The sequence below is a fragment of the Streptomyces sp. NBC_00386 genome, from assembly GCF_036063235.1.
GTDB lineage: Bacteria > Actinomycetota > Actinomycetes > Streptomycetales > Streptomycetaceae > Streptomyces.
Genome location: NZ_CP107950.1, coordinates 9,490,906 through 9,515,253 on the forward strand (window position 1 = coordinate 9,490,906; position 24,348 = coordinate 9,515,253).

General features: G+C 70.7%; 20 protein-coding genes and 2 pseudogenes. 14 read left to right on the forward strand and 8 right to left on the reverse strand.

What is annotated here, in order from left to right:
- Nucleotides 1-124: 124 nt before the first annotated feature.
- The 3 genes from coaD to OG780_RS41570 all read right to left on the reverse strand — a co-directional run bounded on the left by coaD (nucleotide 125) and on the right by OG780_RS41570 (nucleotide 2,015).
- Nucleotides 125-550, reverse strand: a complete 426-nt coding sequence (gene coaD, locus OG780_RS41560; RefSeq protein ID WP_328457196.1) for a pantetheine-phosphate adenylyltransferase — start codon at nucleotides 548-550, stop codon at nucleotides 125-127.
- A gap of 143 nt (nucleotides 551-693) precedes the next feature.
- Nucleotides 694-1,113, reverse strand: coding sequence for a hypothetical protein (locus tag OG780_RS41565; RefSeq protein ID WP_328457198.1), 420 nt, complete (start codon nucleotides 1,111-1,113; stop codon nucleotides 694-696).
- Between the two features lie 254 nt (nucleotides 1,114-1,367).
- Complete coding sequence (locus OG780_RS41570) at nucleotides 1,368-2,015, reverse strand: TetR/AcrR family transcriptional regulator (RefSeq protein ID WP_328457200.1); 648 nt, start codon at nucleotides 2,013-2,015, stop codon at nucleotides 1,368-1,370.
- A gap of 135 nt (nucleotides 2,016-2,150) precedes the next feature.
- On the opposite strand from OG780_RS41570, the gene OG780_RS41575 reads away from it, so the two are divergent.
- The 6 genes from OG780_RS41575 to OG780_RS44790 are packed head-to-tail and all read left to right on the forward strand — an operon-like array spanning nucleotide 2,151 to nucleotide 8,671.
- On the forward strand, nucleotides 2,151-3,296 hold the full coding sequence (locus tag OG780_RS41575) for a VOC family protein (protein ID WP_328457202.1): 1,146 nt from the start codon (nucleotides 2,151-2,153) through the stop codon (nucleotides 3,294-3,296).
- A 26-nt stretch (nucleotides 3,297-3,322) separates the two neighbouring features.
- Nucleotides 3,323-4,261, forward strand: coding sequence for a fumarylacetoacetate hydrolase family protein (locus OG780_RS41580; protein ID WP_328457204.1), 939 nt, complete (start codon nucleotides 3,323-3,325; stop codon nucleotides 4,259-4,261).
- A 32-nt stretch (nucleotides 4,262-4,293) separates the two neighbouring features.
- Nucleotides 4,294-5,892 (forward strand): bifunctional 3-(3-hydroxy-phenyl)propionate/3-hydroxycinnamic acid hydroxylase MhpA, encoded by a 1,599-nt coding sequence (mhpA, locus tag OG780_RS41585; protein ID WP_328457206.1) that lies wholly within the window; start codon nucleotides 4,294-4,296, stop codon nucleotides 5,890-5,892.
- The gene (locus tag OG780_RS41590; RefSeq protein ID WP_328457208.1) at nucleotides 5,889-7,865 is read left to right on the forward strand and encodes an acetoacetate--CoA ligase; all 1,977 of its coding nucleotides are present in this window, start codon (nucleotides 5,889-5,891) and stop codon (nucleotides 7,863-7,865) included. Before mhpA ends, OG780_RS41590 begins: the two co-directional genes overlap by 4 nt.
- Nucleotides 7,866-7,925: 60 nt before the next feature.
- Nucleotides 7,926-8,564: a DAPG hydrolase family protein gene (locus tag OG780_RS41595; RefSeq protein WP_328457210.1), complete on the forward strand. Its 639-nt coding sequence runs from the start codon at nucleotides 7,926-7,928 to the stop codon at nucleotides 8,562-8,564.
- Nucleotides 8,564-8,671 (forward strand): DAPG hydrolase family protein, encoded by a 108-nt coding sequence (locus OG780_RS44790; RefSeq protein WP_443062279.1) that lies wholly within the window; start codon nucleotides 8,564-8,566, stop codon nucleotides 8,669-8,671. Before OG780_RS41595 ends, OG780_RS44790 begins: the two co-directional genes overlap by 1 nt.
- 114 nt (nucleotides 8,672-8,785) lie before the next feature.
- On the opposite strand, the gene OG780_RS41600 is transcribed toward OG780_RS44790, so the two are convergent.
- The gene (locus OG780_RS41600; RefSeq protein WP_328457212.1) at nucleotides 8,786-9,589 is read right to left on the reverse strand and encodes an aminoglycoside 3'-phosphotransferase; all 804 of its coding nucleotides are present in this window, start codon (nucleotides 9,587-9,589) and stop codon (nucleotides 8,786-8,788) included.
- 285 nt (nucleotides 9,590-9,874) lie between these two features.
- Here OG780_RS41600 and OG780_RS41605 point away from each other — a divergent pair, with 285 nt between their 5' ends.
- From OG780_RS41605 to OG780_RS41620, 4 genes and pseudogenes are all read left to right on the forward strand, one after another.
- On the forward strand, nucleotides 9,875-10,693 hold the full coding sequence (locus OG780_RS41605; RefSeq protein ID WP_328457214.1) for an SAM-dependent methyltransferase: 819 nt from the start codon (nucleotides 9,875-9,877) through the stop codon (nucleotides 10,691-10,693).
- 271 nt (nucleotides 10,694-10,964) lie between these two features.
- Nucleotides 10,965-11,780 carry an ABC transporter ATP-binding protein gene (locus OG780_RS41610; RefSeq protein WP_328457216.1) on the forward strand — a complete coding sequence of 272 codons (816 nt, stop codon included), beginning with the start codon at nucleotides 10,965-10,967 and terminating at the stop codon, nucleotides 11,778-11,780.
- Nucleotides 11,777-14,272, forward strand: a complete 2,496-nt coding sequence (locus OG780_RS41615; protein ID WP_328457218.1) for an FtsX-like permease family protein — start codon at nucleotides 11,777-11,779, stop codon at nucleotides 14,270-14,272. Before OG780_RS41610 ends, OG780_RS41615 begins: the two co-directional genes overlap by 4 nt.
- A 166-nt stretch (nucleotides 14,273-14,438) precedes the next feature.
- Nucleotides 14,439-14,720 (forward strand): annotated as a pseudogene (locus OG780_RS41620) (serine/threonine-protein kinase); the annotation flags it as partial.
- A 109-nt stretch (nucleotides 14,721-14,829) separates the two neighbouring features.
- Here OG780_RS41620 and OG780_RS41625 read toward each other — a convergent pair.
- Complete coding sequence (locus OG780_RS41625) at nucleotides 14,830-15,459, reverse strand: TetR/AcrR family transcriptional regulator (RefSeq protein ID WP_328458735.1); 630 nt, start codon at nucleotides 15,457-15,459, stop codon at nucleotides 14,830-14,832.
- Nucleotides 15,460-15,572: 113 nt separating this feature from the next.
- On the opposite strand from OG780_RS41625, the gene OG780_RS41630 reads away from it, so the two are divergent.
- Together OG780_RS41630 and OG780_RS41635 are read left to right on the forward strand one after the other, a co-directional pair.
- The gene (locus OG780_RS41630) at nucleotides 15,573-16,157 is read left to right on the forward strand and encodes a dihydrofolate reductase family protein (protein WP_328457220.1); all 585 of its coding nucleotides are present in this window, start codon (nucleotides 15,573-15,575) and stop codon (nucleotides 16,155-16,157) included.
- A 71-nt stretch (nucleotides 16,158-16,228) separates the two neighbouring features.
- A complete protein-coding gene (locus OG780_RS41635; protein ID WP_328458737.1) occupies nucleotides 16,229-16,720 on the forward strand; it encodes a VOC family protein in 492 nt (163 codons plus the stop codon).
- 738 nt (nucleotides 16,721-17,458) lie between these two features.
- Here the strand turns inward: OG780_RS41635 and OG780_RS41640 are convergent.
- The 3 genes and pseudogenes from OG780_RS41640 to OG780_RS41650 form a co-directional block, all read right to left on the reverse strand.
- Nucleotides 17,459-17,590, reverse strand: a pseudogene (locus OG780_RS41640) (class I SAM-dependent methyltransferase); the annotation flags it as partial.
- 119 nt (nucleotides 17,591-17,709) lie between these two features.
- Entirely contained in the window at nucleotides 17,710-19,212 is a 1,503-nt protein-coding gene (locus OG780_RS41645) for an FG-GAP repeat protein (RefSeq protein WP_328457222.1), read from the reverse strand.
- A 679-nt stretch (nucleotides 19,213-19,891) separates the two neighbouring features.
- Nucleotides 19,892-20,470 carry a hypothetical protein gene (locus OG780_RS41650; RefSeq protein ID WP_328457225.1) on the reverse strand — a complete coding sequence of 193 codons (579 nt, stop codon included), beginning with the start codon at nucleotides 20,468-20,470 and terminating at the stop codon, nucleotides 19,892-19,894.
- 651 nt (nucleotides 20,471-21,121) lie between these two features.
- Here OG780_RS41650 and OG780_RS41655 point away from each other — a divergent pair.
- Nucleotides 21,122-21,967: an LAETG motif-containing sortase-dependent surface protein gene (locus OG780_RS41655; protein ID WP_328457227.1), complete on the forward strand. Its 846-nt coding sequence runs from the start codon at nucleotides 21,122-21,124 to the stop codon at nucleotides 21,965-21,967.
- A 606-nt stretch (nucleotides 21,968-22,573) separates the two neighbouring features.
- Nucleotides 22,574-24,340, forward strand: coding sequence for a fatty acyl-AMP ligase (locus tag OG780_RS41660; protein ID WP_328457229.1), 1,767 nt, complete (start codon nucleotides 22,574-22,576; stop codon nucleotides 24,338-24,340).
- The last annotated feature ends 8 nt before the right edge of the window (nucleotides 24,341-24,348 follow it).

Here is a 24,348-nt window from a genome sequence, read left to right on the forward strand (position 1 = left end):
CCGCCTGTCCTGCCCATCCTGGAGGGACCTGACCAGGAAAGGGGGCTGCCGGCGGAAGTCCGAGATCACGTTCCGGTTCGCCGGCTCGGCGCGTTCTGACGGGGAACTCAGCCGGCTCAAGTCATCATTCGGGGACACGGTCCTGTTGACTCATCGCAGTGACGAGGGTGGAGGAGACGTGGGCCAGGGCGGGGTCCGCGGCGATGAAGAACGTCTCGACTCCGGCCAGTTCGCGGTTCATGCGAGCCATCGGCATTTCGTAGTCCAGGTCGTGAACGTTGCGGACTCCGCGGATGACGACGTCGATTCCCGCTTGGCGGCAGTAGTCGACCAGCAGGCCGCCGGTGTGGGAGTCGACCGTGACGTTGCTCAGGTCAGTTGCTGCCGCGCGGAGCCGGTCCAGCCGTTCCGCGATGGGGAAACGGCCGGTCTTGTTCGCATTGAACATCACGCACACGACGACCTCGTCGAACAGGAGGGCAGCGCGCCGGAGTACGTCCTGGTGCCCTTGAGTGATCGGGTCGAAGGATCCTGGGAAGAGGGCTCGCATGATCGGAAAGAGTAACAAGCGGCCGCCCCCGGCAGTGAAGTGCCAGGGCAGCCGAACCACCAAGATCAAGCGTGCCAGGGAGAACGTCCAGAGACGGGACAACCGCAACGTCACAGTTGATCACGGCCACGTGGGTCACGCTCCTAAGGGCGAGTAGCTGCGGCAGCGACGCCGGACTCCCGTAGCGTGCGGGCCAGTCGTTCCATCTCGGGAAGCGTTCCTGAGTAGTCACCGTCCAGCACACGGCGCAGCACAGACTTGGCGGTCATCAGGTCGATGCCGAGCTCAGCCCGCAGCACGCGCATGATGGCGACGCTCTTCGCCGGTGGATCACTCACCTGCAGCCTCGCGAGTCCATGCTCGGAGAGCATCTGATCCCGCCGTTCGGCCGGCAGGTCGCCATCGCACACGGCTACCGCGAATCCGCAGGTGAAACAGGTCGACTCAACGTCCCATCGCAACCGGTCATCCACCAGTGCCTGGACTCCCCGGCACTCCAGCTCCGCACCGCAGTCCGGGCATACACCGGAGTACCTGACGGATTCGAAAACCACCTGTTCCATCCCACCTCCAACAGGGACGAGGTGGGGGAGGCCAACCCCGCCGGACAGGCTCACCCCCCACCCGCGTCCGCGGCGACTTCGTGCACATCCGCCCGCAAGCCGCCTGTCCGGCCCAAGCACCGAAACCCTCCCGCCCCTGCCTCGGGCGACCCCCAGGCAAGCCGTCGCCCACATGCGCAACCTCGCCCGGCCGCGCGTTCAGAACGCCCGGGCCAGGACCCTGACCTGCAAGTCAGGGGCTTCTGCGCCACGCTTCAGGCGACGGGGGAGGCGAGGTCGGGAAGCGGGCGTCGGGCGACCTCGCGGGCTTCGTCCGGCGGGACGCCCAGCATGCGCAGGACCATCTCGGCGAGGTTCGCCGCCGCCTCGTCCCCGTCCAGGTCGGGGCGCGCGAACCGCAGCTCCACCAGGGACAGGAGGGTTCCGCCCAGAGCCGTGAGGGCGACCGCCGGATCGAGGGCGGTGAAGCGGCCGGAGGCGATGCCCGCCTGGAGGTCCCGCAGCGCCCGGGCGGCCAGGCCGTTCTCGGAGTGGATGTGGGACAGGCCGCAGCGGCGCAGGACCTGCATCAGTTCAGGGTGGGACGTGGTCAGCCGGGCGCTGAGGCGGAAACCGGCCGCGACGAGCTCGGCCGGGTCGTCGATGCCGGTCAGGCGCTCGTCGAAGGTCCTGCCGAACTCCTCCAGGGCGTCGACCACGGCCGCGTCGAACAGCTCCGTCTTGGACTGGAAGTGGTTGTAGAAGGAGCCGAAGCCGACGTCGGCGCGTTCGGCGATCACCTGGATGCTGGCGCTGGTGTCCCCGGATTCGGCGAGGATCTGCCGGGCCGCGTGGACGAGAGCGCCGCGGGTCTTGGCGCGGCGCCGATCGAACCGGTTGCCGGGCGGGGCTGACGTAGGCATGCGCAGATTCTAACCGCCGAGGCGATGACTGTCGCAGTCCTGATGAACCCATCATTTCCTGTCGTGAACGTATTGACGACGGAACCGTCACAGTTGATGATTTCATCATTACGGCGATGTTGCTGGGAGGGCACCATGTCTGAAACCCGCCTCAACGGGGCTGATGCAAAGACGGCCCATCAAGACCTCCACAGTGAGCAGGGTGCCCAGCGCGGTGAGCATCCGGGACGCTCCCGGAACCCCGTGATCAAGGTGGCGGACCTGGCCTGGCTGGAATTCGAGAAGCCGGACCTGGAGCGGGCGGAAGTCTTCGCCCGCGACTTCGGCTTCCAGACCGCCGCACGCACCGAGCACGAACTGTGGCTGCGGGGCACCTTCTCCGGATCGCCCTGCATGGTGATCCGGCGCGGCCGCACGTCCCGCTTCATCGGCCCCGCCTTCCGCGCGGCCGAACGGGGCGACCTGGACCGCCTTGCGCGCGCCACCGGTGGGGACGTGCGCGGCGCGGACGTGCCCGGCGGCGGCACGGCGGTCGACCTGCTCGACCCCTCCGGCTTTCCGGTACGGGTCGTGCACTGCGCGGAACCGCTCCCCGAACTGCCGGGGCAGCAGCCGCAGCTCCTCAATTTCGGCACCGAGCGGCGCCGCACCAACGCCACCCAGCGCCCACCGCGGGAGCCGTCCCGGATCCAGCGCCTGGGACACGTGGTGCTGGAGACACGGGTGTTCGCGCGGGCCCTGGACTGGTACCTCGACACCCTCGGCATGATCGTGTCGGACTTCCTGTTCCTGGACGGGCAGCGCGGGCGCGGTCCGACGATGGCGTTCATCCGCTGCGACCAGGGCGGTCTGGCCGTTGACCACCACACCCTGGCCATGCACCTCGGCCCCGCCAACGGCTACGTCCACTCCGCATACCAGGTCACCGACCTGGACTCGATCGCGGCAGGCGGCGAATACCTGGGCGAGCGCGGCTACAAGCGCAGCTGGGGCATCGGCCGGCACATCCAGGGCAGTCAGCTGTTCGACTACTGGCGCGACCCCGACCGCTTCATGCTGGAGCACTTCGCCGACGGCGACCTGTTCTCCCGCGACCTCGAACCGGGCTGGGCGCCGATGTCGACCAGCGGACTGGCCCAGTGGGGGCCGCCCGCCACCCGCGACTTCCTCGGCGCGAGCCCCTCCCCGCAACGGATCCGCGACGTCATCCAAGCCCTGCGCGGCGACAACGAGATGGACCCCGCCCGTCTGCTCGGCCTGATGAAGGCCATCAATTCCTGACCCCGCCCCCTCACAAAGGCACCGACATGAGCACCAACATCCTGCGCACCGCCGACGGCTGGTGGGTGGTGCGCGACGAGCACGCCGTCCTCATCGACACCAAGGCCATCACCACCGCCGACCTGATCGCCGACCGCCAGGCCGTCTGTGAGGCCGCCGAGAGCACCGCTTCGGGTACACCCGTCGCGGACCTGGCCGCCCTCTCCCCGGTCACCACCCCCTGCCGGGTCGTCGCCCAGATGGTCAACTACCGCAGCCACGCCCGCGACTCCGGCTTCACCGGCGACATCCCGCCCACCTTCTTCCGCAAGGCGTCCGGCTCGGTGAGCGGCCCCGGAGATGCCATCGTCCGCCCCCGGCACGTGCGGTTCCTCGACTACGAGGTGGAACTCGGCCTGGTCATGGCCGCACCGCTGCCCGTCGGCACCGTCGTCCAGGAGGGCGACCTGCCCTCGTACGTCGCCGGCCTCGTCATCACCAACGACGTCAGCGCGCGGGACGTGCAGCTGACCAAGACGCAGTTCTACGAGAGCAAGTCGTACCCGACCTTCACGCCCACCGGCCCCCACCTGGCCCTGCTGGACGCGGAAGACTTCGCCCACCTCCTCGACCTGCGACTGAAGTTGAGCGTCAACGGGGACCTCCGCCAGGACCGCACCCTCACCGACATGATCGTGCGGCCGGCCGAGGCGCTGACACTGCTCGCCCGGTTCCAAGCCCTCGACGCCGGAGACCTCCTGCTGACCGGCACCCCCGGCGGCACCGCGCTCAAAGCCCCGCCGAAGGCCATCGAGAAGATCGGCGCCCTCCTGCCGCCCGCCATGAAATGGAAGGCGTTCTTCAAGAGCCAGGCCCGCAATCCGCACTACCTGCGCCCCGGCGACGTCGTGACCGCGACCATCGCCACCCCGGACGGGCGCATCGACCTCGGCGAGCAGCGCAATTCCGTGTCCGCCGCGACGTGACCGACGTGAACTGAACCCGAAACGAGCCGCACATGACCGTCGAGCACATCCCGGCCGACATACCCGTGGTGATCATCGGCGCCGGACCGGTGGGCGTGACCGCCGCCCTCCTCCTGGCCCGGCGCGGAGTCCGCACCGTCGTCCTGGAACGCCACCACGCCCCCTACCCGCTGCCACGCGCCGTCGCAGCCGACGACGAGATCCACCGGATCCTCCAGGCCGCCGGTGTCGGTGAGGAGTTCACCGCGATCAGCCGCCCGGCCCGCGGACTGCGGCTGCTGGACGCCCGGCACCGGGTGATGGCCGAGTTCCCGCGAGCGGCGCTCGGCCACCACGGCTACCCGCAGACCAGCATGTTCGACCAGCCCGAGCTGGAGCGGCTGCTGCGCGACGCCCTCACCCTGCGCCCGGAGTGCGAACTGCGCAGCGGCGCGGAAGTGACCGGCATCCACCCGGACGGCGCGGGCCCCGTCCACGTGACCTACCGCGACGAGCACGGCGAGCACCAGCTGCGGGCGGAGGCCGTCCTGGGCTGCGACGGTGCGAACAGCGTCACCCGCACCGCCATCGGCGCCGCCTGGGAGGACCTGCGCTTCGAAGAGCGCTGGACCGTCCTCGACATCCGCACCGATGCCGACGTCCGCTGCTGGGAGGGGGTCGAGCAGATCTGCGACCCCGACCGGCCGGCCACCTTCATGCGCGTCGGCGAGGACCGCTACCGCTGGGAGTTCCGCCTGAAGGACGGCCACGGGACGGTCCGTGAACTCCTCGCCCCATGGCTGCCACCCTCGTACGAAGGAGACTTCGAGGTCGTCCGCGAGAGCCAGTACACCTTCCGGGCGCTGGTCGCCGACCGATGGCACCGCGGACGCGTCTTCCTCCTGGGCGACGCCGCCCACCTGACCCCGCCGTTCGTCGGGCAGGGGCTGTGCTCGGGCCTGCGCGACGCCTACAACCTCACCTGGAAACTGGCCCGCGTCCTCCAACAAGGCGCCGACGAACGGCTGCTGGACACCTACGAGAGCGAACGCAGACCGCACGCCCGGCACATGATCCGCCTCGCGGTCGCCATGGGCTGGGCCATGACCGGCGGCCAGGACGGCGCCGCCACGCTGCGCCGCAGACTCCTGGCCGCAGCCTGCCGCATACCCGGCCTGACCGCAGCGGCCGGCCGGGATCTCAGCCCGGCCCTGACCACCGGGCCGCTCGTACGACGCCGGACGCGGCCCGGCCGGCGCGGCCTCGCGGGCACTCACTGCCCGCAGCCGTGGACCGGCACCGGCACCGGCAGAACCCGCCTCGACGACCTGCTCGGCGACTCCTTCACCATCCTGACCGCCAACGCCCCGACCCCCTCGCTGAGCGCCCTCGCCCACAGCCTCGGCGCCCACCCGATCCGCGTGACCGAACTGGGCGACGACGGCACCCTCGCCGCCTGGCTGCGCGCCGGCCGGGCGGACGCTGTCCTCCTGCGCCCCGACCGCGTCGTCCTGGACGTCATCCCCACCGGAAGAAGCGCCTTCACCGACACCGCCGCCTGGGCATTCCTCCTGCACACCACGCACAGCCCCGGTCCTCGCCCCCGCCCACAGCCCGCCCCGAAGAACCCGCTGAGGAGCGCCACCCGATGACCACCAGCCCCGCCCCGGCCCCCTTCACGACACCCGACCCGAAGGACGTCGCCGACAGCCGCATCGCCGACTTCGCCCGCCACGCAGGACTGGACGGCACCGACTACGCCGCCCTGCACCACTGGTCGGTCACCGACCTCGAAGGCTTCTGGCGTGCCGTGTGGGAGTACTTCGACATCGACGCCGACACCCCCTACGAGCAGGTGCTCGTCGAAGAGACCATGCCCCGCGCCCGCTGGTTCACCGGAGCCACCCTCAACTACACCCACCACGCCCTGCGCAATCTCCCCGACGACCAGAGCGCCGTCATCGCCCTGGACGAGACCGGCGCCGCCTACGAGTTGACCGGCAGGCAGCTGCGCGCGCACGTCGCCTCCGTCGCCGCCACCCTGCGCGACCTGGGCGTCCGCCCCGGCGACCGCGTCGTCGGCTACCTGCCCAACACCCCGCACGCCATCGTCGCGTTCCTGGCCGCCGCGAGCCTGGGCGCCGTCTGGTCGGTGTGCGGACAGGACTACGCCCCCACGGCGGCCGCCGACCGGTTCGCCCAGCTGGAGCCGACCGTTCTGGTCGCCGCCGACGGCTACCTCTTCAACGGCACCACACACGACCGGCGCGATGCGGCCCTCGAACTGGCCGGCGCCCTGCCCACACTGAAGGCCACCCTGCTCGTGGACCACGTCGGCCTGCCCTGGCCGTCCCGCGACCATCCCTCGCTCGTCGTCCCGTGGGAGGACGCCTCCACCCGCTCGGAAGAACTCACCTGCACCCCCGTACCGTTCGACCACCCCCTGTGGGTCGTCTTCTCCTCCGGTACCACGGGCCTGCCCAAGGGCATCGTGCACGGCCACGGCGGCGTCCTGCTGGAGCACCTCAAAACCCTGGGCCTGCACTCCGACCTCGGTCCCGCCGACCGCCTCCTGTGGTACACCACCACCCACTGGATGATGTGGAACCTGATCGCCTCCACCCTCCTGACCGGCGCCACGACCTGTACCTACGACGGCAGCCCAGCACCCTTCGCACAACCCGACATCCTGTGGCAACTGGCCTCCCGCCACCGCGTCACCGTCTTCGGCACCAGCCCCCAATACCTGCTGGGCATGGCCAAGTTCGGCATCGACCCCGCCGTCCACGACCTGTCGTCCGTCCGCGTGGTCGGCTGCACCGGCTCCGCCCTTCCCGCCTCCGCGTACCCCTGGGTCCGCGACCACGTCGGCGAGGGCGTCCTGCTCGCCTCCACCAGCGGAGGCACCGACATCGTCTCCGGCTTCGCCGGCAGCGCACCCAACACCCCCATCTGGGCCGGAGAACTCTCAGCACCCAACCTCGGTGTGGCGCTGGCCGCCTACGACACCGCAGGGCTCCCCGTCACCGGCCAGGTCGGCGAACTCGTCGTCACCCGCCCCATGCCGTCCATGCCGCTGTACTTCTGGAACGACCCCGACGGCACCCGCTACCACGACGCCTACTTCACCGCCTACCCCGGCATCTGGCGCCACGGCGACTGGATCACCCTCACCCGGCACGGCTCGGTCATCGTCCACGGCCGATCCGACTCCACCCTCAACCGCAACGGCGTCCGCCTGGGCAGCGCCGACATCCACGACATCGTCGAACGCCTCCCCGAGATCACCGAAGCCCTCGTCATCGGCGCGGAAGAGCCCGACGGCGGCTACTGGATGCCGCTGTTCGTGACCCTGACGGCCGGAGCCGTCCTGGACGACGACCTGCGCGAGCAGATCAAGGACGCGATCCGCAGCGGCGTCTCACCCCGCCACGTCCCCGACGAGATCATCGAAGTGCCGGGCATCCCGCACACCCGCACCGGCAAGAAGTTGGAAGTCCCCGTCAAACGCCTCCTCCAGGGCGCCCCGGCCGACGAAGTCGTCAACCCGGCCACGATGGACGCGCCCGACCTCATCGACTACTACGCCCGCCTGGGCACCGAACGCAGAGACCGATCGGCATGACTCGGCGCGCCCCTTGATCCCGTCCCGATCGCGCGTCGCGAGCCCGCAAGGAGACTCCCGATGCTGTACGAGCTGAGCACCGCCGACCGTGCGGCTCTTCCGGCCGACCGGATCACCCGGCCCGACTACGAGCACCTGGAGAGCGGCTGGACCCGCCTGTCCAGCGGCGTGGTCATGGTCGGCGTCCTGACGCCCATGCCCGGCGTCACCGCAAAGATGTGGGACTGGTGGTTCGGCTGGCACAGCACGGAGAGCGCCCGCTACGAACTGTGGTTCCCCGACGCCCACCAGTACGCGGCGCTCGGGGAGGACCGCAGCGCGGACCGGACCCTGACCGACCGGCAGTGCTACATCGGCAACGTTTCCTACGTCGACGAGTACATCGGCGGCCGTCTCCAGAAGCTGGCCATCCGGTTCCTCGATCCGGAGAAGATGGGCATCCCCGCATCGTCCGGTACCACGCACATCTGCGCCCGGGTCACCCTCAGCACCCACCCCGTCGCGATCGGCTGGCTCATCCACCAGGTACGCCCTACCGACGACGGAGCCGAGATGCGGTTCCGGTTCTTCCTCAACGACACCGGCATCCTCGACCTCCCCGCCCGCTCGTTGTCGCCGTCCGCCGACGGGCGGGCGCTCGCCTCCCCCTGGGGCGCCGCATCGGCCGTACCGCGCTGCCCGTCCTCGCGCCGCGCCTGATGCCGAGCACATTGGGCACCGACATGCTGCACCACCGCGCATCGGAGATGAATCATCTCGCGGGCTTCCTGCCGCAGCTGTACGACGAGTTCCGCGGCACACCGTGAGTGTCATGGGGGTATGAGATCGCGGTGGTCGACCTCATCACCTGCGGACTCACCGCCGAATCCCACCCCCGCCCAGTACGACGGATCATCAATCGGTCGGTCCGGACGCACCGCTCAGTCCGAGAGTTCCCACAACAGCCGGTAGTAGATGATCCGTTCCCGGTCCGGCTCGACCCCGTAGGCTTCGAGCAGCGGTTCCTCCCATCCCGGGCCGTAGTTCCACTGCGTACTCCAGGTGGCGACCGCGAGGTCGGCCCAGCGGTCCGCGACACCGAGTGCGCCCAGGTCGACGTGTCCGCTGCACGTGCCGTCCTCGCCGACCAGGGTGTTGGGAGCGCAGGCGTCGCCGTGGCAGACCACGAACCGGTCGACGGGCGGCATGTCCGCGAGAACGTCCAAGGCGCACTCGACCGTGCCGAACTCCTGAAGGTCGTGATGCCAGTCCGCCGGACCCGTCCGGCCCGCCGCCGCTCGTGACCGAGCACGGTCCAGGCGCCTTTCGACGGACCAGTCGAACGGGCAGTCCGCGACGGGCAGCGCGTCATGGAACGCCCGCAGCCCGGATCCGATCGCGCGCACCGCGGTGCCGGGGTCCCGCTTCCAGCGATCGTCCACCGCCGCCCGCCCGGGCAGGCCCTGGGTGATGATCCAGGAACCCGTGGAGTCGGCACCCTCACCGAGTACCCGCGGCACCACGGTGAACCCCACCGCCCACCGGAGACGCGCCACCTCGGCCGCAAGGTCGATTCCACCGCCGGCCGGCATCCACTTAACAAACCGTCGCGTATCACCGGAGTCGATCTGGAACGTCAGACCGCCGAGCTCGTTCTCCCATACGGCACGTGCCGGCTGACCCGCCGCGAGCTCGGTGACAATCCGTGGAGACTCGACGGGTCCTCCGGGCGAGGCGGCGATCATCCGCCCATTCTCGCCGGAGCGGCTCGTGGCAGGCCAACGGTTTGATCCCGGGGCCCTCGGCCTCGGCGGCCTACCACCGGGCGGCCCGTGCGATCCCCTTGTCCGTGTTCCTCGCACAGGCCAGGTCGAAAGCCGTCCATCGGACCAGCCCATGGGTGTCTCACGCGAGGGAAACCCGCGCGCCATGGAACCACAAGGTGCCGGCCCCCGCGCGGACACCGTGCGGCCGGTTCGATCGTCCGAAGTGCTGGGCGGCGGGATCGCGCGCGGGGGAGGATGGTCGTCATGACGAGCGAAGGCACCTCGATCGACGCAACCAAGCCCAGTATCGCGCGTGTTTACGACTATCTGCTGGGCGGCAAGGACAACTACGCCGTGGACCGGGAGATCGGCGACGTGTTCAAACGCGACCTGCCCGGCTCGGTGGCGATCGCCTTCGCCAACCGCTCGGCGTTGACCCGGGCGGTCGCGGAGATAGCGACGACCACCGACGTGACCCAGTTCATCGACCTGGGCAGTGGTCTGCCGACCGCCGACAACGTGCACCAGGTCGCGCAACGCCATACCCCGGAGTCCCGCGTGGTGTACGTCGACATAGACCCTCAAGTGCTCGTCCATGGGCGTGCCTTGCTGGAGGAGAACGACCGGACCCGGGTCATCGAGGCCGATGTCCGTGACCCCGAGGCCGTCTACAACCACCCCGAGACCCGGGAAATGATCGACTTCGAACGCCCGGTCGCCGTCGTGTTCAGTGCCATCCTCCACCACGTCAACGACGAGGAGGACCCTGCCGCGATCGTCCGCTACTGGCGCGACCGCGTGCCCTCCGGAAGCTACTTCTTCGTCAGCCACTTCCGTTCCGGCAACAACCCGGAGACGGCCGAGGCGGAGAAGGTCCTCCAGCGGACGTTCGGCCGCGGCCGCTGGCGCACCGACGAGGAGATCGCCTCCCTGCTGGACGGTCTGCAGATCCTCGATCCGGGAGTCGTCCCCGCCTCCCTGTGGCGCCCTGCACCGGTCGGCGAGCCGTGGGGCGACGGCGCGGAGAGGGAACTCACCGTCTGGGAACACCTCATCGCCGCAGGGATGGCCCGCAAGGCCTGACGGCAGCCAGGAAGCGGGCCTCTACGGCGGGGCGTCGTCCCCGCGGCGAGCGGCCCGCAAGCCGTGACCCCCGCAGTCCCGCCCGTCGGCCGTTCCGGCGGGACGGGGTGCGCCCTGTCGGTCCGACGTCGAGGTGCCCGGCAGCAGCCGCGTCGTCACCGGGTCTCGGGTTAACCCCACCCCCGATCCGCCAGCAGCCGCCATGGTCCGCCGTGACCGCGATCCGTAGCTTCGAGGTATCGATGCGCGAAGATCGTGAGAGGGCGGAACATTGAGGCTGCGCGGGAACAAGCGCCGGAAGACGGACGACCAGCCGGAGCCTCAGGGCACGCCCGGTCTCGCTGTCGAACTATGCGGCGTCCGGCGGCAGTACGGGCGCGGCAAGGGCGCCGTGCACGCCCTCGGCGGCATCGATCTCGTCCTGTCCCGCGGTACCTTCACCGCCGTCATGGGCCCGTCCGGCTCCGGCAAGTCCACGTTCCTTCAGTGCGCCGCCGGCCTAGACCGGCCGTCGGCCGGGTCCGTGCGCCTCGGCGGTACGGAGATCACCGGTATGCGTGAGAACCAGCTCACCGAACTGCGCCGCAGCCGCCTCGGCTTCGTCTTCCAGGCTTTCAACCTGCTGCCGTCCCTCACCGTCGAGGAGAACGTGCTGCTCCCGATGCGTCTGGCCGGACAGCGCCGGGACCGCCGCCGCGCCGCCCAGGTGCTGGCGCAGGTCGGGCTCGCCGACAAGGCCGGGCGTCGACCCGGCGAGCTCTCCGGCGGCCAGCAGCAGCGCGTCGCCATCGCCCGCGCGCTGGTCGCCCGCCCAGACGTGATCTTCGCCGACGAGCCCACCGGCGCCCTGGACTCCACCACGGCCGCCGAGGTCCTCAGCCTGCTCCGGCACGCCGTGGACACCCTCGGCGCCACCGTCGTCATGGTCACCCACGACCCCGCCGCGGCCGCCTGGGCCGACCGCGTGCTGTTCCTCGCGGATGGCGTCTTCGCCGGCGGCCTCGACTGTGGTTCGCCGGAGCGGATCGCGGCGCGGATGGCCGACCTGACCTCCCGGACGGGCGCGATGGCGAGGGCCGCGGCGTGAGGAGCTTCGCCCCCAACGGCCTCGCCCGCGCGGCAGTGCGCTTCAAACCCGCCTCGTTCGCGGGCACGTTCATCGCGTTGATGATGTCGGCGCTGATCGTCTCCGCCTGCGGAATCCTCCTGGAGACGGGCGCCCGTGCCTCGGTGCCGGCCGAGCGCTACGCGAGGGCGCCGGTCGTCGTGGCGGCCGACCAGTACGCCCACCTGGTCACGGGCAGTGGCGACAGCCGGTCGGACTCCCCGGCACCGCTGCCGGACACGGCGCGCCTGGACGGCGTCCTGGCGCGCAAGGCGGCCCGCGTGCCCGGAGTGAGGGCGGCGGTGCCGGACTTCGCGTTCCCGGTGCGCCGGGGCGACGGCACGCTGACCGGGCACGGCTGGGGATCGCACGCCTTCACCGGTGCGGCGCTCGTCTCCGGGGCCGCGCCCCGTACCGGCGAGGTCGTGCTCGACGCCCAGGCCGCGAGGACCGCGAAGGCCAGCATCGGCGACACGGTCTCGCTCGAAACCGCCACCGGGCGTGCCGACTTCCGGATCTCCGGGCTGGCGAAGGCCGGATCCGGCGATGTGACCAGGGCCGCCACGGGCTGGTTCGCCGACGCGCAAGCCCCGGCCCTCGCCGGGCATCCGGGCAAGGCCGACGCGATCGCCGTACTGGCGAGGACCGGAGTCGACCCCCACGCCCTTGCCGACGACGTGGAAAAGGCGCTCGCCGGCTCCGGCGCCAAGGTGTACACCGGCGAGGACCGTGGCGCCGTGGAGGAGCGCGGCCTCGGGTACGCGAAGGAGACGCTCACCGGCCTCGGCGGCTCCTTCGGCGGGATCGCCGCCGTGGTCGCCGTCTTCACGGCGGCCGGCACGGTCGCTCTGTCCGTCGCCCAGCGCGCCCGGGAATTCGCGCTGCTGCGCGCCATCGGTGCCACCCCGCGGCAGATCCGCCGCGCGGTCGCCGCCGAGGCGCTGATCATCGCGCCCACCGCGGGGCTGGTCGGCTGCCTGCCCGGGGTCGGCCTCGCGCACTGGTGGTTCGGGCAGCTGAAGGACCGCGGCGCCGTCCCGCAGGCCGTGAACCTGCACGTGTCCTTCATCCCGCTCGTCGTCGCCGTCGGCGTCGGACTCCTGACCGCGCTCGCGGCCGGCTGGGCCGCCGGCCGCAGGCCCGCGAAGATCAAGCCGGGACAGGCGCTCACCGAGGCGTCGGTGGAGCGGCTGCGGCCCGGTGTGATCCGTACCGGGCTGGGCGTCGGCGCCCTCGCCGGGGGCGGGTTCCTCACCGGCCTCGCCGCCCGTTCGGCGGGGGACGACGCCGCCAACGCGGCTCTCGGCGTCGTCATGCTCTTCATGCTCGCCGTCGCGCTCCTCGGTCCTCTGGTGGCGCGGCTGTGTGCCACGCTGTTCTCACTGGCGCTGCGCGAGGGCAGCGTCGCGGCCTCGCTCGCGGCCGCCAACTCCCGTACGAACGCCCGTCGGCTGGCGTCCGCGATCACCCCGATCGTGCTGGCCGTGGCCTTCGCCTCGACGCTCGTCTTCATGCACACGAGCGAGAGCCACGTCGCCGCGCAGCAGGTGCGCGCCGGCGTCACCGCGGACCACGTGGTCACGGATCCGGCCGGACTGCCCGCCGACGCGGTCGACCGGGCCGCCCGGGTGCCCGGTGTCGACGGGGCCGTGGGCCTGCTCGACACGCAGGTACTCGTGCCGGTGGGCTCCGGAGGCGACCGATGGCTCCAGGGAGCGGCGACCCAGGGCATCTCCGGCTCCGGCGCGCAGCTCGCGAAGGTCCAGGACCTCGACGTGCTCAGCGGCAGCCTGGACCGGGTCGAAAGAGGCCGGATCGCCATCGACAGGACGCTCGCCACGTCGGCGAAGGTCGAGATCGGCGACCGGCTGCCGCTCCACCTCCCGGACGGCACCAGGGCCAGCCCCGAAGTCGTCGCCGTGTACGGCCGCGGCCTCGGTCTCGCGACGGTGACCATGGACCGGGCCACTCTGGCCGCCCACGTCACGTCGGGCTTCGACAGCACGCTGCTGGTACGGGGCGGCGACGCCCGAGCCCTGGCTCCACTCGGAAAGGTCACCGACGCTTCCGGCTACGCCATCGGGCAGGGCGTCGAGCGCGAGCTCAACGCCTGGGCCAACTATACGATGGCCGGTGTCCTCGGTGGCTTCGCGGCCGTCGCCGCCGCCAACACGCTCGTGATGACCGTCCTCGCCCGACGCCGCGAACTGGGCATGCTCCGCCTCGTGGGCGCCACCCGGCTCCAGGTGATGCGGATGCTCCGCTGGGAGGGTCTTCTGGTGGCCGTGGCTGGCGTGGTCATGGGCACGGCCATCGCTGCGGCCACGCTCGTCCCGATGATGCGCGGCCTGACGGGGGAGTCCCCGTACGTGCCCCCGCTGGTGTACGGGGCGTTCGCCGCGGCCGCCGTAGGCCTCGGCCTGCTCGCCGTCAGCCTCCCCGCTCGCGCCGTACTGCGTGAGGGGCGGGCCTGAGACCAGAGGACGGTGGCCTGTGCGGGCACCGGTGATCCGGTGGTGTCCAATGGCGCCTGCACAGTGATTCGGCGGAGTCAGGGGGAGCCTGATGGAGGGGCTGGAACCGACCGATCCGCAGCAGGTGGGCCGGTAGCGCATCGCGGGCTTGCCGGGGGCCGGCGGGATGGGCCACGTGTACATGGGCCGTTCGCCCAGCGGGCGGCTGGTCGCGGTCAAGGTGGTGCGGCCGGAACTGGCCGATGATCCCGGGTTCCGGCGCAGATTCGCCCGGGAGGTGGCGGCCGCCCGGAAGGTCACCGGATTCTTCACGGCCGCGCTGGTGGACGCCGATCCCGATGGGTCACCCCCGTGGCCGGCGACCGCCTACGTGCCGGGCATGGTGCTGGACCAGGCGGTCGCCGCGCATGGTCCCTGGTCTGTGGCCTCGGTGTTTGCGCTCGGCGCGGTGCTGACCTGCGCGGTCACCGGCACCGGCCCGTTCGGAACCGGCTCCGCGCAGTCGCCGGACTGTGCGACGCCGTGGTCCGTCGCGCGATCCCGGGCGTGCGGCGAGGTCACCGGGCCGTGGCGGTGGGGTGGTTGCCCAGGGCGGCACCAAGGAGGGTGCGGAGGTGGTCGGCCTCCGGGAGCAGGGTGGCCTCGATCTGGTCGTCGGTGCGGCCGGCCAGGGTGAGTTCCTGGATGCGCCGGAACAGCAGGCGGTCCGCGGCGGCGATCAGGGCGGCGGTGGCCCGGGGTGCGATGGCCGGGGTGGGGTCCGGGGCGGCGGCGGTCAGTGCTGCGGCGAGTTCCGCCTCCCGCTGGTCGTGCAGTTCGCGCAGCCGGGCGGTGAGGGTGGGGCTGTCGGCGACCATGCGGGCGAAAGCGGGGCCGGTGAAGCCGACCACGGGGTTGTGTTCCAGCAGGGCGGCGCGGAAGGTCCGGCCCAGGGCGGCGAGCGGCTCCTCGTCGGGCCCGCGCTCGGCGACGGCCCGGGCCAGGCCCTGGGTGAACGCCTCGTGGTGGTCGAGGGCCAGGTCTTCCTTGCGGGGGAAGTAGTTGGTCACCGTCTTCTTGGCCACCCGGGCCGCGGCGGCGATCTCGGCGATGGTGGTCTGCTCGAAGCCCTGCTCGATGAAGAGCCTGGTCGCGCAGTCGGAGATCAGCTGCCTGGTCTCCTGCTTCTTGGACTCACGGAGTCCCATCTCGGTAGCCATGGAGCAATCTTACATCCGTCGCAAAATTACACTTGACCTATCAGGTAGCCTGTGGCTAAAGTTACATCCGTCGCAAAATTAGCCCGAGTGAACGGAACTGGATGCGCAAGCTCACCTACTTCGTCGGCGCCACCATCGACGGCTTCATCGCCGCCCCCGACGGTGACTTCGACTTCTTCACCCCCTACCTCACCGAGGACTACCTCCCGCACCTGGCCGGCGAGTACGCGGACTGTCTCCCGAGCCCGGGCCGCGCTGCCCTCGGCGTCGCGGACGTACCCAATACCCGTTTCGACACCGTGCTCATGGGTCGCGGCACGTACGCCCCGGGTCTGGCCGTCGGCCTCACCAGCCCCTACCCCCACCTGCGGCAGATCGTGTTCTCCCGCTCGCTCACCACCAGCCCGGACCCGGCCGTCGAGGTCACCGGCGAGGACCCGGCCGCCCTGGTCCGCAAGCTCAAGCAGCAGGACGGGCTCGGCATCTGGCTCTGCGGCGGCGCCGACCTGGCCGGCCGGCTGCTCCCCGAGATCGACGAGTTGATCGTCAAGCAGTACCCGGTCGTGACCGGCACCGGCATCCCGCTGTTCCGCGCCGGCTTCTCGCCGCGCGCCTTCCGGCTCACCGACAGCCGCGTGTTCGAGAGCGGCACCCTCGTCCTCACCTACACGAAGACCGCCGACTAGACCGGCACCCTTCGCCCGCCCCGCCACGCCCGAACCAGCCAGGAGCTGCTCTGAACGTCACCACCACCACTCTGTCCCTCACCGTCGCCGACGTGGACGCCTCACGCGAGTTCTTCTGTACGTACCTCGGCTACCAGGTCGCCATGGCCGCCGACGGCTTCGCGTCCCTGACCCGCGGCGACGCCGCCGCCGACATCGTGCTGCTCCGCCGCGGCACCGAGGTGCTCCCGCCCGAACAGCGGGACCGGCAGGCCGGCGGCCTGATCTTCGCGCTCACCGTCATCGGTCTCGTCGCCGAGGAGCGCCGCCTGCGCGAGGCCGGCGCCCCGATCACCATGCCGCTGCGCGAAGAGCCGTGGGGCGAGCGACTGTTCCAGCTGACCGACCCGAACGGAGTCGTCGTCCAGCTCGTCGAATGGGCCACCCCCGACGAACCCGCGCAGACCGAGGAGCCCGCCATGCACGTGATCAGCCCCGACGCCAAGAACGTCACCGAGTCCCCGAACGCCCGGATGACCGGTCTGGCCGCTCCCAGCCAGGGCAGCTCCGAACTCGGCACCTAGACCGTCGCGATGGAGGCCGACCGCAGGCCCTTTGCCTGGACCCCATGAGCCGTACGGCCCGTACAACTTGCGGCGCTACAGGACGTGTCACGCAGAGACCCCTCTGCCCTGCCACGTGCTCGTGAGTTCGTGAATGCAAGAGGTGTGACCGTGTTGATCTTTCACGTACGGCGTGACACCTCTTGCAACTTTGAACGGGGCATCGGCGAGTACGGCCGACCGTTGGCTGCGGGTCAGAACAAAGGGGAGCGGCTACGCCTCACGGCCTTCGAGCGGCACCCGCCGGACAACCCGAGCGCCGAGGCCGCGGTGGCGGGGGATGGGTGGCTGATCTGGACCACCCATTGCCCGGCGCAGCTCGGGGACGGCCGGGTCCGGTGTCCGGCTGGGAGGAAACCGGGAAACCCGTCACAGCCCTGCACTTTCGCATCGTCGGTGACAGCCGATCACCGCACTCCCGGCAGTGCTGCCGGGCCGTCTTGTCAGCGCCCACAACCCAGATGATCCAGCCGTACACACCTCACGGCCAGGGATCAAAGCACCTACTCAGGCGCATGGTTCTTCGTCCTGGGCCGCATCGCGTCGGTGGCCGGCACGGTCCGGCTGTCGGGTCCGAAAGGTGGAGGCAGGGCAGCCTGACCGGTCCAGGCCCATGGCTGCGGCCCGTTCACGCGGGCCGGCCCCGTCAAGCCTGGCCATGCGCCATCAGCGTTGCGTGCGGCAAAGTCAGTACACCGCGGCCGGGGGAACCGCCCAGACGGTGAAGGCTGTCCGCCCACCCGGCCGGGTCACCCTTCGGAACTCCGTCAGGGCATCCCGAGGCCGTCCGACATGGTTGAGGACGAAGTTGCCAACCACGGCGTCGAACGCGTCGAACACGCACGGACCAACGGGCCGGTGCACGCCTCGCACCGGCCCGTAAGGTTGGAACAGGAAGGGTGAGTTCTGACGCGAATCCGGTGAACTCTCAGGCTTCCCTGGGATTTCCGCTACTCGTCGATCGCCGCGCCGAACCGTGCGTTGGCCGCTGTCGCTCCGAGGCGCGCCCCGTCATAGGTCCACGAACCCGTGGCGGTGAGTCCCGAGGACGACGCGGGAAGCACCCATACGAAGCCGTCGTCCGTGTTCTCACCCGGTGCCGCCGCCAGCAGACCGAAGCGGCCGTCATGGTTGGCGTCGACCAATCGCACCTGGCCGCCCCAGCGGTCCGAGGCCTCCGCCACGCCGGGAACACCGGAGGAGTTCTGGTCGAAGCTCCGCACCCCCGTCGCCGTCAGCCCGCCCGGTGCGCCACGCAGCGTCCAGACCGCACCCGCGTCGGACACGGAACCCACGTCCTCCCCGGGTGCCCCGATGGCGAGATCCGGGCGGCCGTCGCCGTCGGTGTCACCGGAGGACAGCTCGGCACCCCACCGGTCGCCCGCCTCGGCCGTGCCGGGGACGCCGGGGGAGTCCTGCGTCCACGTCTGGGCCGGGGCCGGGTCGAGGCCGGAGAGGTCGCCCTTGCCCAGGTAGACGGAGACGGACCCACCGACGGGTGAGCCGACACCCGTGTCGCCGATGGCCAGGTCGTCCTGGCCGTCGTGGTTGAAGTCGCTGGAGACGACCGCGGGACCACCTTCGAACGCGCCGCCGTCGCCCAGCGCCTTGACGTCCGGTGCGCCGTGGAGCACCTGGGTGGCCCCGATGCCAGGCCGGTCGCCGGTGGTCACACCGGAGATCGCCAGGTCGGCCCAGGAGTCCTCGTTGTAGTTGCCGTGGCTGAGGCTCCGGAAGGCGAAGCCGGTCTCCAGCGGGCTCATGTCCCGGGCACGGACTCCCGTGTCCACCGCCTTCAGCTGCCGGGCAGCCGCCATTGTCGCGGAGGTGAAGAACAGCAGCGTGTCGTTCTCCAGGACGGCGACGCTGTCGCGCGGGCCGGCGTCCGGGTCTGCCGGGTCCGGGGCGAAGTACCGGGCCGCTTCGACGGCCAGACCGAACCTGGCGCCGGCCCGCGGTTGGCCGGTGTCCTCCAGCCAGGTGCTGTCGGACCCGTGCAGCCCGCTCGGCGAGCCCCAGAAGACGACGGCACCGCCCGCGTCGGACAGTCCGGCCAGGTCTTCGCCGGGGATGCCGACGATCGCGTCGTCGTAGCCGTCGTTGTTCAGGTCACCGGAGGCCACGGCGCTGCCGAAGCCGTCGCCGGCCTCGGAGGCGCCCGGAACGCCCGGGGTGTTCTGGTGAAGGACGCTCTTCTTGGTGGTGCTGAGACCACTCGACGAGCTGTACTGCACGGAGACGTAGCCCGTGGCCTTGGCACCGCTCACCGTGGCGCCCGGGGCGCCGATCAGCACGTCGTCGAACCCGTTGCCGTCGAAGTCACAGTTGTGCTGCTGCCAGCCGATGGACGGGAAGGGTGCCACGGCCTGTGCCGCGGGGGCCGCGATCATCGCGCCGCCACCGAGGGCGAACACTGCCGCGGCTGTCAGGGCCGCGCTGGTGATGTGACGCACAGGAGCCAACCTCCTTGGGTTCCTGGACTGCCTGCGGCGTCCTGCTCGGCCGAGGCGGAGGGGTCGGACGGGGCCTGGGGGCGGTGCAGGTACGCAGTCGGCCGTTCACCGACGACACCGCCGAACAGAAGGCTGTGGGTGCTGGTGGTCGCAGAGACTCGGAACGACGTCGTGCCCGCAGCGAAGCGGCATGGAGTCACGCAAAGGCCCCCTGATCCGACAGCGCGGTGAGAGCGACGCCCTCCTCCGCTCACCCAGAAGACACCCGAAGTTCGTCCATGGTTGTAGTCGGCGCGCGGGACAGCCGTCCGATGCAGGGGCCGCCGAACTCGCCCGTAGGCTGGACCCGCGCGACCGTAGCCACGTACAACTACAAGGGCCGACACCTCCGCGAGGTCGCCTTCCGGCACCTCCACCCGCGTCCGGGCAGCCGCCTGGCGGGCTTCCGACTCCCCGAACAGCGAGCCCATTCACCGCTCCTCTCCCGCCACAACGGTAGAGATGAGCAGACTGGAGCGGGAGTGGCCGTCCAAGCGGGGGTGTTCGTGGCGTACCGGCGAACAGATGCTACGACGCGCCCCGTTGCCGGACACGCACCAAGGCGCGCTCCGATGGTTGTCGCTCGCTCCGGTCCAGGGATACTCCAACGGGCGGCAGCGAGTGCACATGCGAGGGTCGGCTACGCCTTCGGCACTGACCACTCCGCCGGTGCCTCCGGTGTCGTCGAGGTGTAGAGCACTCGCACGGGCCGCTCCTTCGCCGGCACCGCGAACACCGTCTTCCCGCGCACACACGAGCCCGCCTTCACGGTCGTCATAAGGGGATACTCCGGTCGCGGGAGGTCGTCGTACGTCACGCGGCTGGGCTTGATCCGCGCTCCGTCCGCGTACGCGAGTACCCACGAGTTGCGGGTGACCACGGCGAAGCCGTTCTTGAGGCACGCCCTGATCTCGACGGCGGCCCACGTGAACCCGGTCGTCCCGAACTCCTCGTCGGCGGAACGCCGGAGGTGGAACGTGCCCTGTTCGTACCGGAGCGCGGTCATCGCCATCGTCGATCCGTCGGTCGTGAAGGACAACGGTGTGCCGAGCGCGCGGGGTGCCTTCGGGTCCGGGTCCGGCTTCGCGTCGGTGCTCTCCCCGGCGGCCCTTGTCGTGCCGGGCTTCGTGGTCGGCTCCGCGGGGGTGCCGCCGCCGGTGCAGGCCGTGACGGCGGTGATCAGTAGAGCGACGGTCACGGTGGTGGTTCGGGTGTGCATGGTCCCCCTGGTCGTGCGAGCCGAGGGAGGCATCATCGTGTGTGCATCGCCCGCCCCGGATCCATGTGTTCAAGCTGTGACCCGTTCGCCGCCGAGGTCCGGGGTCGGCCAGAATGCGGCGCCGACAGGGCGCTCGAGGTCTTCCCGCCGGGCAGCCTATGGGCTGGGATCCGCCCTGCTGCCGCGCCCATGGCTGCCTGCGCCACTTGGCTTCGAGGCGTGTGTGCGGCTGGTTCGTCATGGGCGAGCAGCCGGCCGTCCTCCGCCCATGTCCTGGCAGTCGCTTCCCATCGTGCGGCAGATGGCGGCCTGGCCGCCCTCCGAGTCGGCTGTGCCCCGTCGATCGCCGACAGGGAAGCCGCCCGTCGAGAGGGTGGCTGTGCTCAACCCGTGCAGAATTGACGGGAGTTGTGAAAGGCGACAAGAATGTGGCTCGCTTCGCTGTGTCTGAAGAGAGCGAAGTGACGCGAGCGACGTGAGTGACACAGGCGTCCACGTCTTCGTCGGTCATGTCTTCATGGCACCCGTCCGTATCGCCCGCTCGCACTCTGCCACCTCCCACACCCTTGACCTTCACAGAGGCTCATCTTGTCGCGTTCGCAACAAACACGAATCCTCACCGCCCTCGCGGCAACGGCTTTCGCCGGTGCCGTGGTTCCCCTCGTCGGGGCAGGGGCCGCAAGCGCCACGACGTCAGGCGACTGTCAGTCCGCCACGGTCCAGTACCGCATCGTCGACGCCGACGGAAAGCCCGTGGGCGCGGACTGGTCCTCCCAGGGCGGGTTCCACCAGTGGGACGCCGTCCCGGGAACGGTGGAGGTCCGACTGGCCCCCGGCCAGAGCGTCGGCGACGGCTGCAAGTACCCCGTCTCCCTCGCCGAATACACCACCGAGGGGCCGAACTGGTTCGTCTCCGGTCACCAGGCCCTGGTCGACAAGGCCACCGTCTACCTCACCGCCGAGGACGTCGCGGACTCGGCCGACGCGAAGCAGACCTGGCAGAAGCTCGAGGTGCGGGCGCCCGACTGCTACGGCCAGATCGACCTGTACGGCGATGACGTCTCGTACGACGGAAAGACCGGGGAGGGTCACGGCCCCCTGCCCTATCAGCCCGACAATATCGCCACGCCTTACCACCTGATAGCCGCGTGGAACGGCGGCGAGAAGCCGTGCACCCCCGCGACACCGGACTCGCCCTCCCCGTCGCAGTCCGCCCCCGCCACGCCCACGACTCCCGCGGCGAGCGAGCCGCCGGCCGACGAGACGACGGAGCCCGCCAGCCCCAAGCCGTCCAGCACGCCCTCCACGACGCCGGACGTGCCCCCGCTGACGTCGACACCGCCCGCCACCCCGTCGCCGTCGCCCAGCGACAGCACGCCGCCGCTGGCCGAGACCGGTGCGAGCGGCCAGCTCGGCCCCATCGCCGGTGGTGCGGCCCTGGTGATCGTCGCCGGAGCCGGCGCGGTCGTCATGTCCCGCCGCGCGCGTCGCTCCTGACGCAGACACCCGGGATCACCCCCGAACGCTAGATAGTTCGCAGCTCCGCCCGCAGGACATCGACGCCCACCCGCGTCGACCTGCGGGCGGAGTTGTATGGGCAGGGGCAGGGGCAGGGGCCGGGAGTGGGGAGCCGGGGCGAAGCACTGTGTTGCGTTGTGCCGCTGCCGCGGCCGCGGCAGCGGCAGCGGCAGCGGCAGCGGCAGCGGCAGCGGCCGCAGTGGGGTCACGAGGTGGCCGGGTGGCTCGAACCTTGTTCGGAGCACGTGATGCGGCACACATGTTTTCCCAGTGCACCCCGCTTACCAGCCACTTCGCTCGGTTCATGTGTGGTGACTGACCGTCAGGTCGACCAATTCCGCATTTAGTACCCGGGGTTACATCTGTCGAGTCGATCAGGCTTGCTATCGTGTTACTCGTTGGTAGCAATCCGTAGGGGGCCCCGGGAGGCCGGCGCGCATGTCGTCGGCGCTGCCTGGGCGGATTGGCCGAGACGGACGTTCTGGCAAGGGGGCCAGGCGGACGCGGTGTCTGCGCGTACCTCATGACGCGGCCTTCGAACTCCAGTCTTCCCGCTCACTCATCCGAACAGGTGAGACTCGTCTTATGGCTCGTTCCCTGGTCGATCTATTAACTCTGCACGCTTCCCGGCAGCCCGACCGGACCGCCTACCGGTACCTCGTCACGGGTGACTGCGACGGAGAGATCCAGGACATCTCCTACGCGCGGCTCGCCGAGCGGTCCCGGGCCATCGCCGCCTGGCTCCAGGAGCGCGGCCTTGCCGGTTCCCGCGTCATGCTGCTGTATCCGCCCGGCATCGAGTTCATCTGCGGTTATCTCGGCTGTCTTTCGGCCGGGGTCGTCGCCGTGCCGGGCCTGCCGCCGCACGGGCGATCGCAGAACCACCGCGCCCTGCTCCGGATGAAGCGCCTGATCGCCGACGCGGACGCCCAGGTGATCCTGGGCGGCCGCGAGGTGATCGCGGCCCTCGCCACCATGGCGGAACACCTGCCCGAACTGGCCGGGATCACCTGCGTCGCCACTGAGGATATTCCCGACGAGGCGGCCGGTTCCTGGCGTGAACCAGACCTCACCGCCGACTCCGTGGCCTTCCTCCAGTACACCTCCGGATCCACCTCCGCCCCGCGCGGGGTGATGGTGACCCACGGCAATCTGCTGGACAACGAGCGGGTCATCACCGAGCGGATGGGCCACACTCCCGACGTGATCGAGGAGTACGACCATGAACTCTTCGTCAGCTGGCTGCCCGTCTACCACGACATGGGCCTCATCGGCCCCGTCCTGAACGCGGCCTACCTCGGCGTGACCGCCACCCTCTTCTCCCCGTTGCACTTCCTGCAACGGCCCGAACGCTGGCTGACCGCCATCAGCCGGTATCGCCCGCACACCAGCGGCGGCCCCAACTTCGCCTACGAGCTGTGCCTGAAGCACGCCACACCGGAGCTTCTCGACACCCTCGACCTGAGCCGGTGGAAGGTCGCCTTCAACGGCGCCGAACCCGTGCGGGCCGCGACCCTGCGCCGGTTCACCGAGACCTTCGGCCCGGCCGGGTTCCGCCGCGAGGCCCTGTACCCGTGCTACGGCCTGGCCGAGGCCACGCTGATCGTCACGGGCGGTTCGGTGCACGCCCCGCCCACACTGGCCACCACCGCGGACACCACCACCGCCACTTCCACTGACGGGACCGGGGCGCGCGCCATCGCGTCGGAGACCAGGTCGGTGGACGCGGCGTCGGTGGGTTCCGGCCGGCCCGGCCCCGGCATCACCGTGGTGATCGCCGACCCCGAACGGCAGGAAGAACTGCCCGAGGGCGAGGTGGGCGAGATCTGGGTGTCCGGCGCGAGTGTCGCCAAGGGCTACTGGCGCAACGCGCTCGCCACCCGGCAGACCTTCCGGGCCGTCCTCGCGGGGCGCGAGGGCCGCTTCCTGCGCACCGGAGACCTCGGATTCCTGCGGGACGGCGAACTCTTCGTCACCGGTCGTCTCAAGGACCTGATGGTCATCGAGGGGCGCAACCACTATCCGCAGGACCTGGAACTGTCCGCCGAGATGTCGCACTGGGCGCTGCGGCCCGGCTGCACCGCCGCCTTCTCGGTGGACGTCGGGGGAGAGGGCGAGCAACCCGTCGTCGTGGCCGAGACGGCACCGGAGGCGGTGGGCGAGTCCGAGAAGATCATCGATCTGATCCGCGGCGCGATCAGCGAGGCACATGGCCTGCCGGTACGCGACGTCGTGCTCGTCCACCCCGGCACCATCCCCAAGACGTCCAGCGGGAAGATCCAGCGCCGTGCGTCCCGGGCGGCGTATCTCGACGGCACGCTCTCCCTGGTCGGCGGGCCCGAGACGAGTTGACGGCGCCC

What these genes read in the sequence shown, in the direction of transcription:
- coaD (WP_328457196.1), bottom strand. Translation starts at nt 550, where the DNA reads ATGCGAGCCCTCTTCCCAGGATCCTTCGACCCGATCACTCAAGGGCAC.
- OG780_RS41565 (WP_328457198.1), bottom strand. Translation starts at nt 1,113, where the DNA reads ATGGAACAGGTGGTTTTCGAATCCGTCAGGTACTCCGGTGTATGCCCG.
- OG780_RS41570 (WP_328457200.1), bottom strand. Translation starts at nt 2,015, where the DNA reads ATGCCTACGTCAGCCCCGCCCGGCAACCGGTTCGATCGGCGCCGCGCC.
- OG780_RS41575 (WP_328457202.1), top strand. Translation starts at nt 2,151, where the DNA reads ATGTCTGAAACCCGCCTCAACGGGGCTGATGCAAAGACGGCCCATCAA.
- OG780_RS41580 (WP_328457204.1), top strand. Translation starts at nt 3,323, where the DNA reads ATGAGCACCAACATCCTGCGCACCGCCGACGGCTGGTGGGTGGTGCGC.
- mhpA (WP_328457206.1), top strand. Translation starts at nt 4,294, where the DNA reads ATGACCGTCGAGCACATCCCGGCCGACATACCCGTGGTGATCATCGGC.
- OG780_RS41590 (WP_328457208.1), top strand. Translation starts at nt 5,889, where the DNA reads ATGACCACCAGCCCCGCCCCGGCCCCCTTCACGACACCCGACCCGAAG.
- OG780_RS41595 (WP_328457210.1), top strand. Translation starts at nt 7,926, where the DNA reads ATGCTGTACGAGCTGAGCACCGCCGACCGTGCGGCTCTTCCGGCCGAC.
- OG780_RS44790 (WP_443062279.1), top strand. Translation starts at nt 8,564, where the DNA reads ATGCCGAGCACATTGGGCACCGACATGCTGCACCACCGCGCATCGGAG.
- OG780_RS41600 (WP_328457212.1), bottom strand. Translation starts at nt 9,589, where the DNA reads ATGATCGCCGCCTCGCCCGGAGGACCCGTCGAGTCTCCACGGATTGTC.
- OG780_RS41605 (WP_328457214.1), top strand. Translation starts at nt 9,875, where the DNA reads ATGACGAGCGAAGGCACCTCGATCGACGCAACCAAGCCCAGTATCGCG.
- OG780_RS41625 (WP_328458735.1), bottom strand. Translation starts at nt 15,459, where the DNA reads ATGGGACTCCGTGAGTCCAAGAAGCAGGAGACCAGGCAGCTGATCTCC.
- OG780_RS41630 (WP_328457220.1), top strand. Translation starts at nt 15,573, where the DNA reads ATGCGCAAGCTCACCTACTTCGTCGGCGCCACCATCGACGGCTTCATC.
- OG780_RS41650 (WP_328457225.1), bottom strand. Translation starts at nt 20,470, where the DNA reads ATGCACACCCGAACCACCACCGTGACCGTCGCTCTACTGATCACCGCC.
- OG780_RS41660 (WP_328457229.1), top strand. Translation starts at nt 22,574, where the DNA reads ATGGCTCGTTCCCTGGTCGATCTATTAACTCTGCACGCTTCCCGGCAG.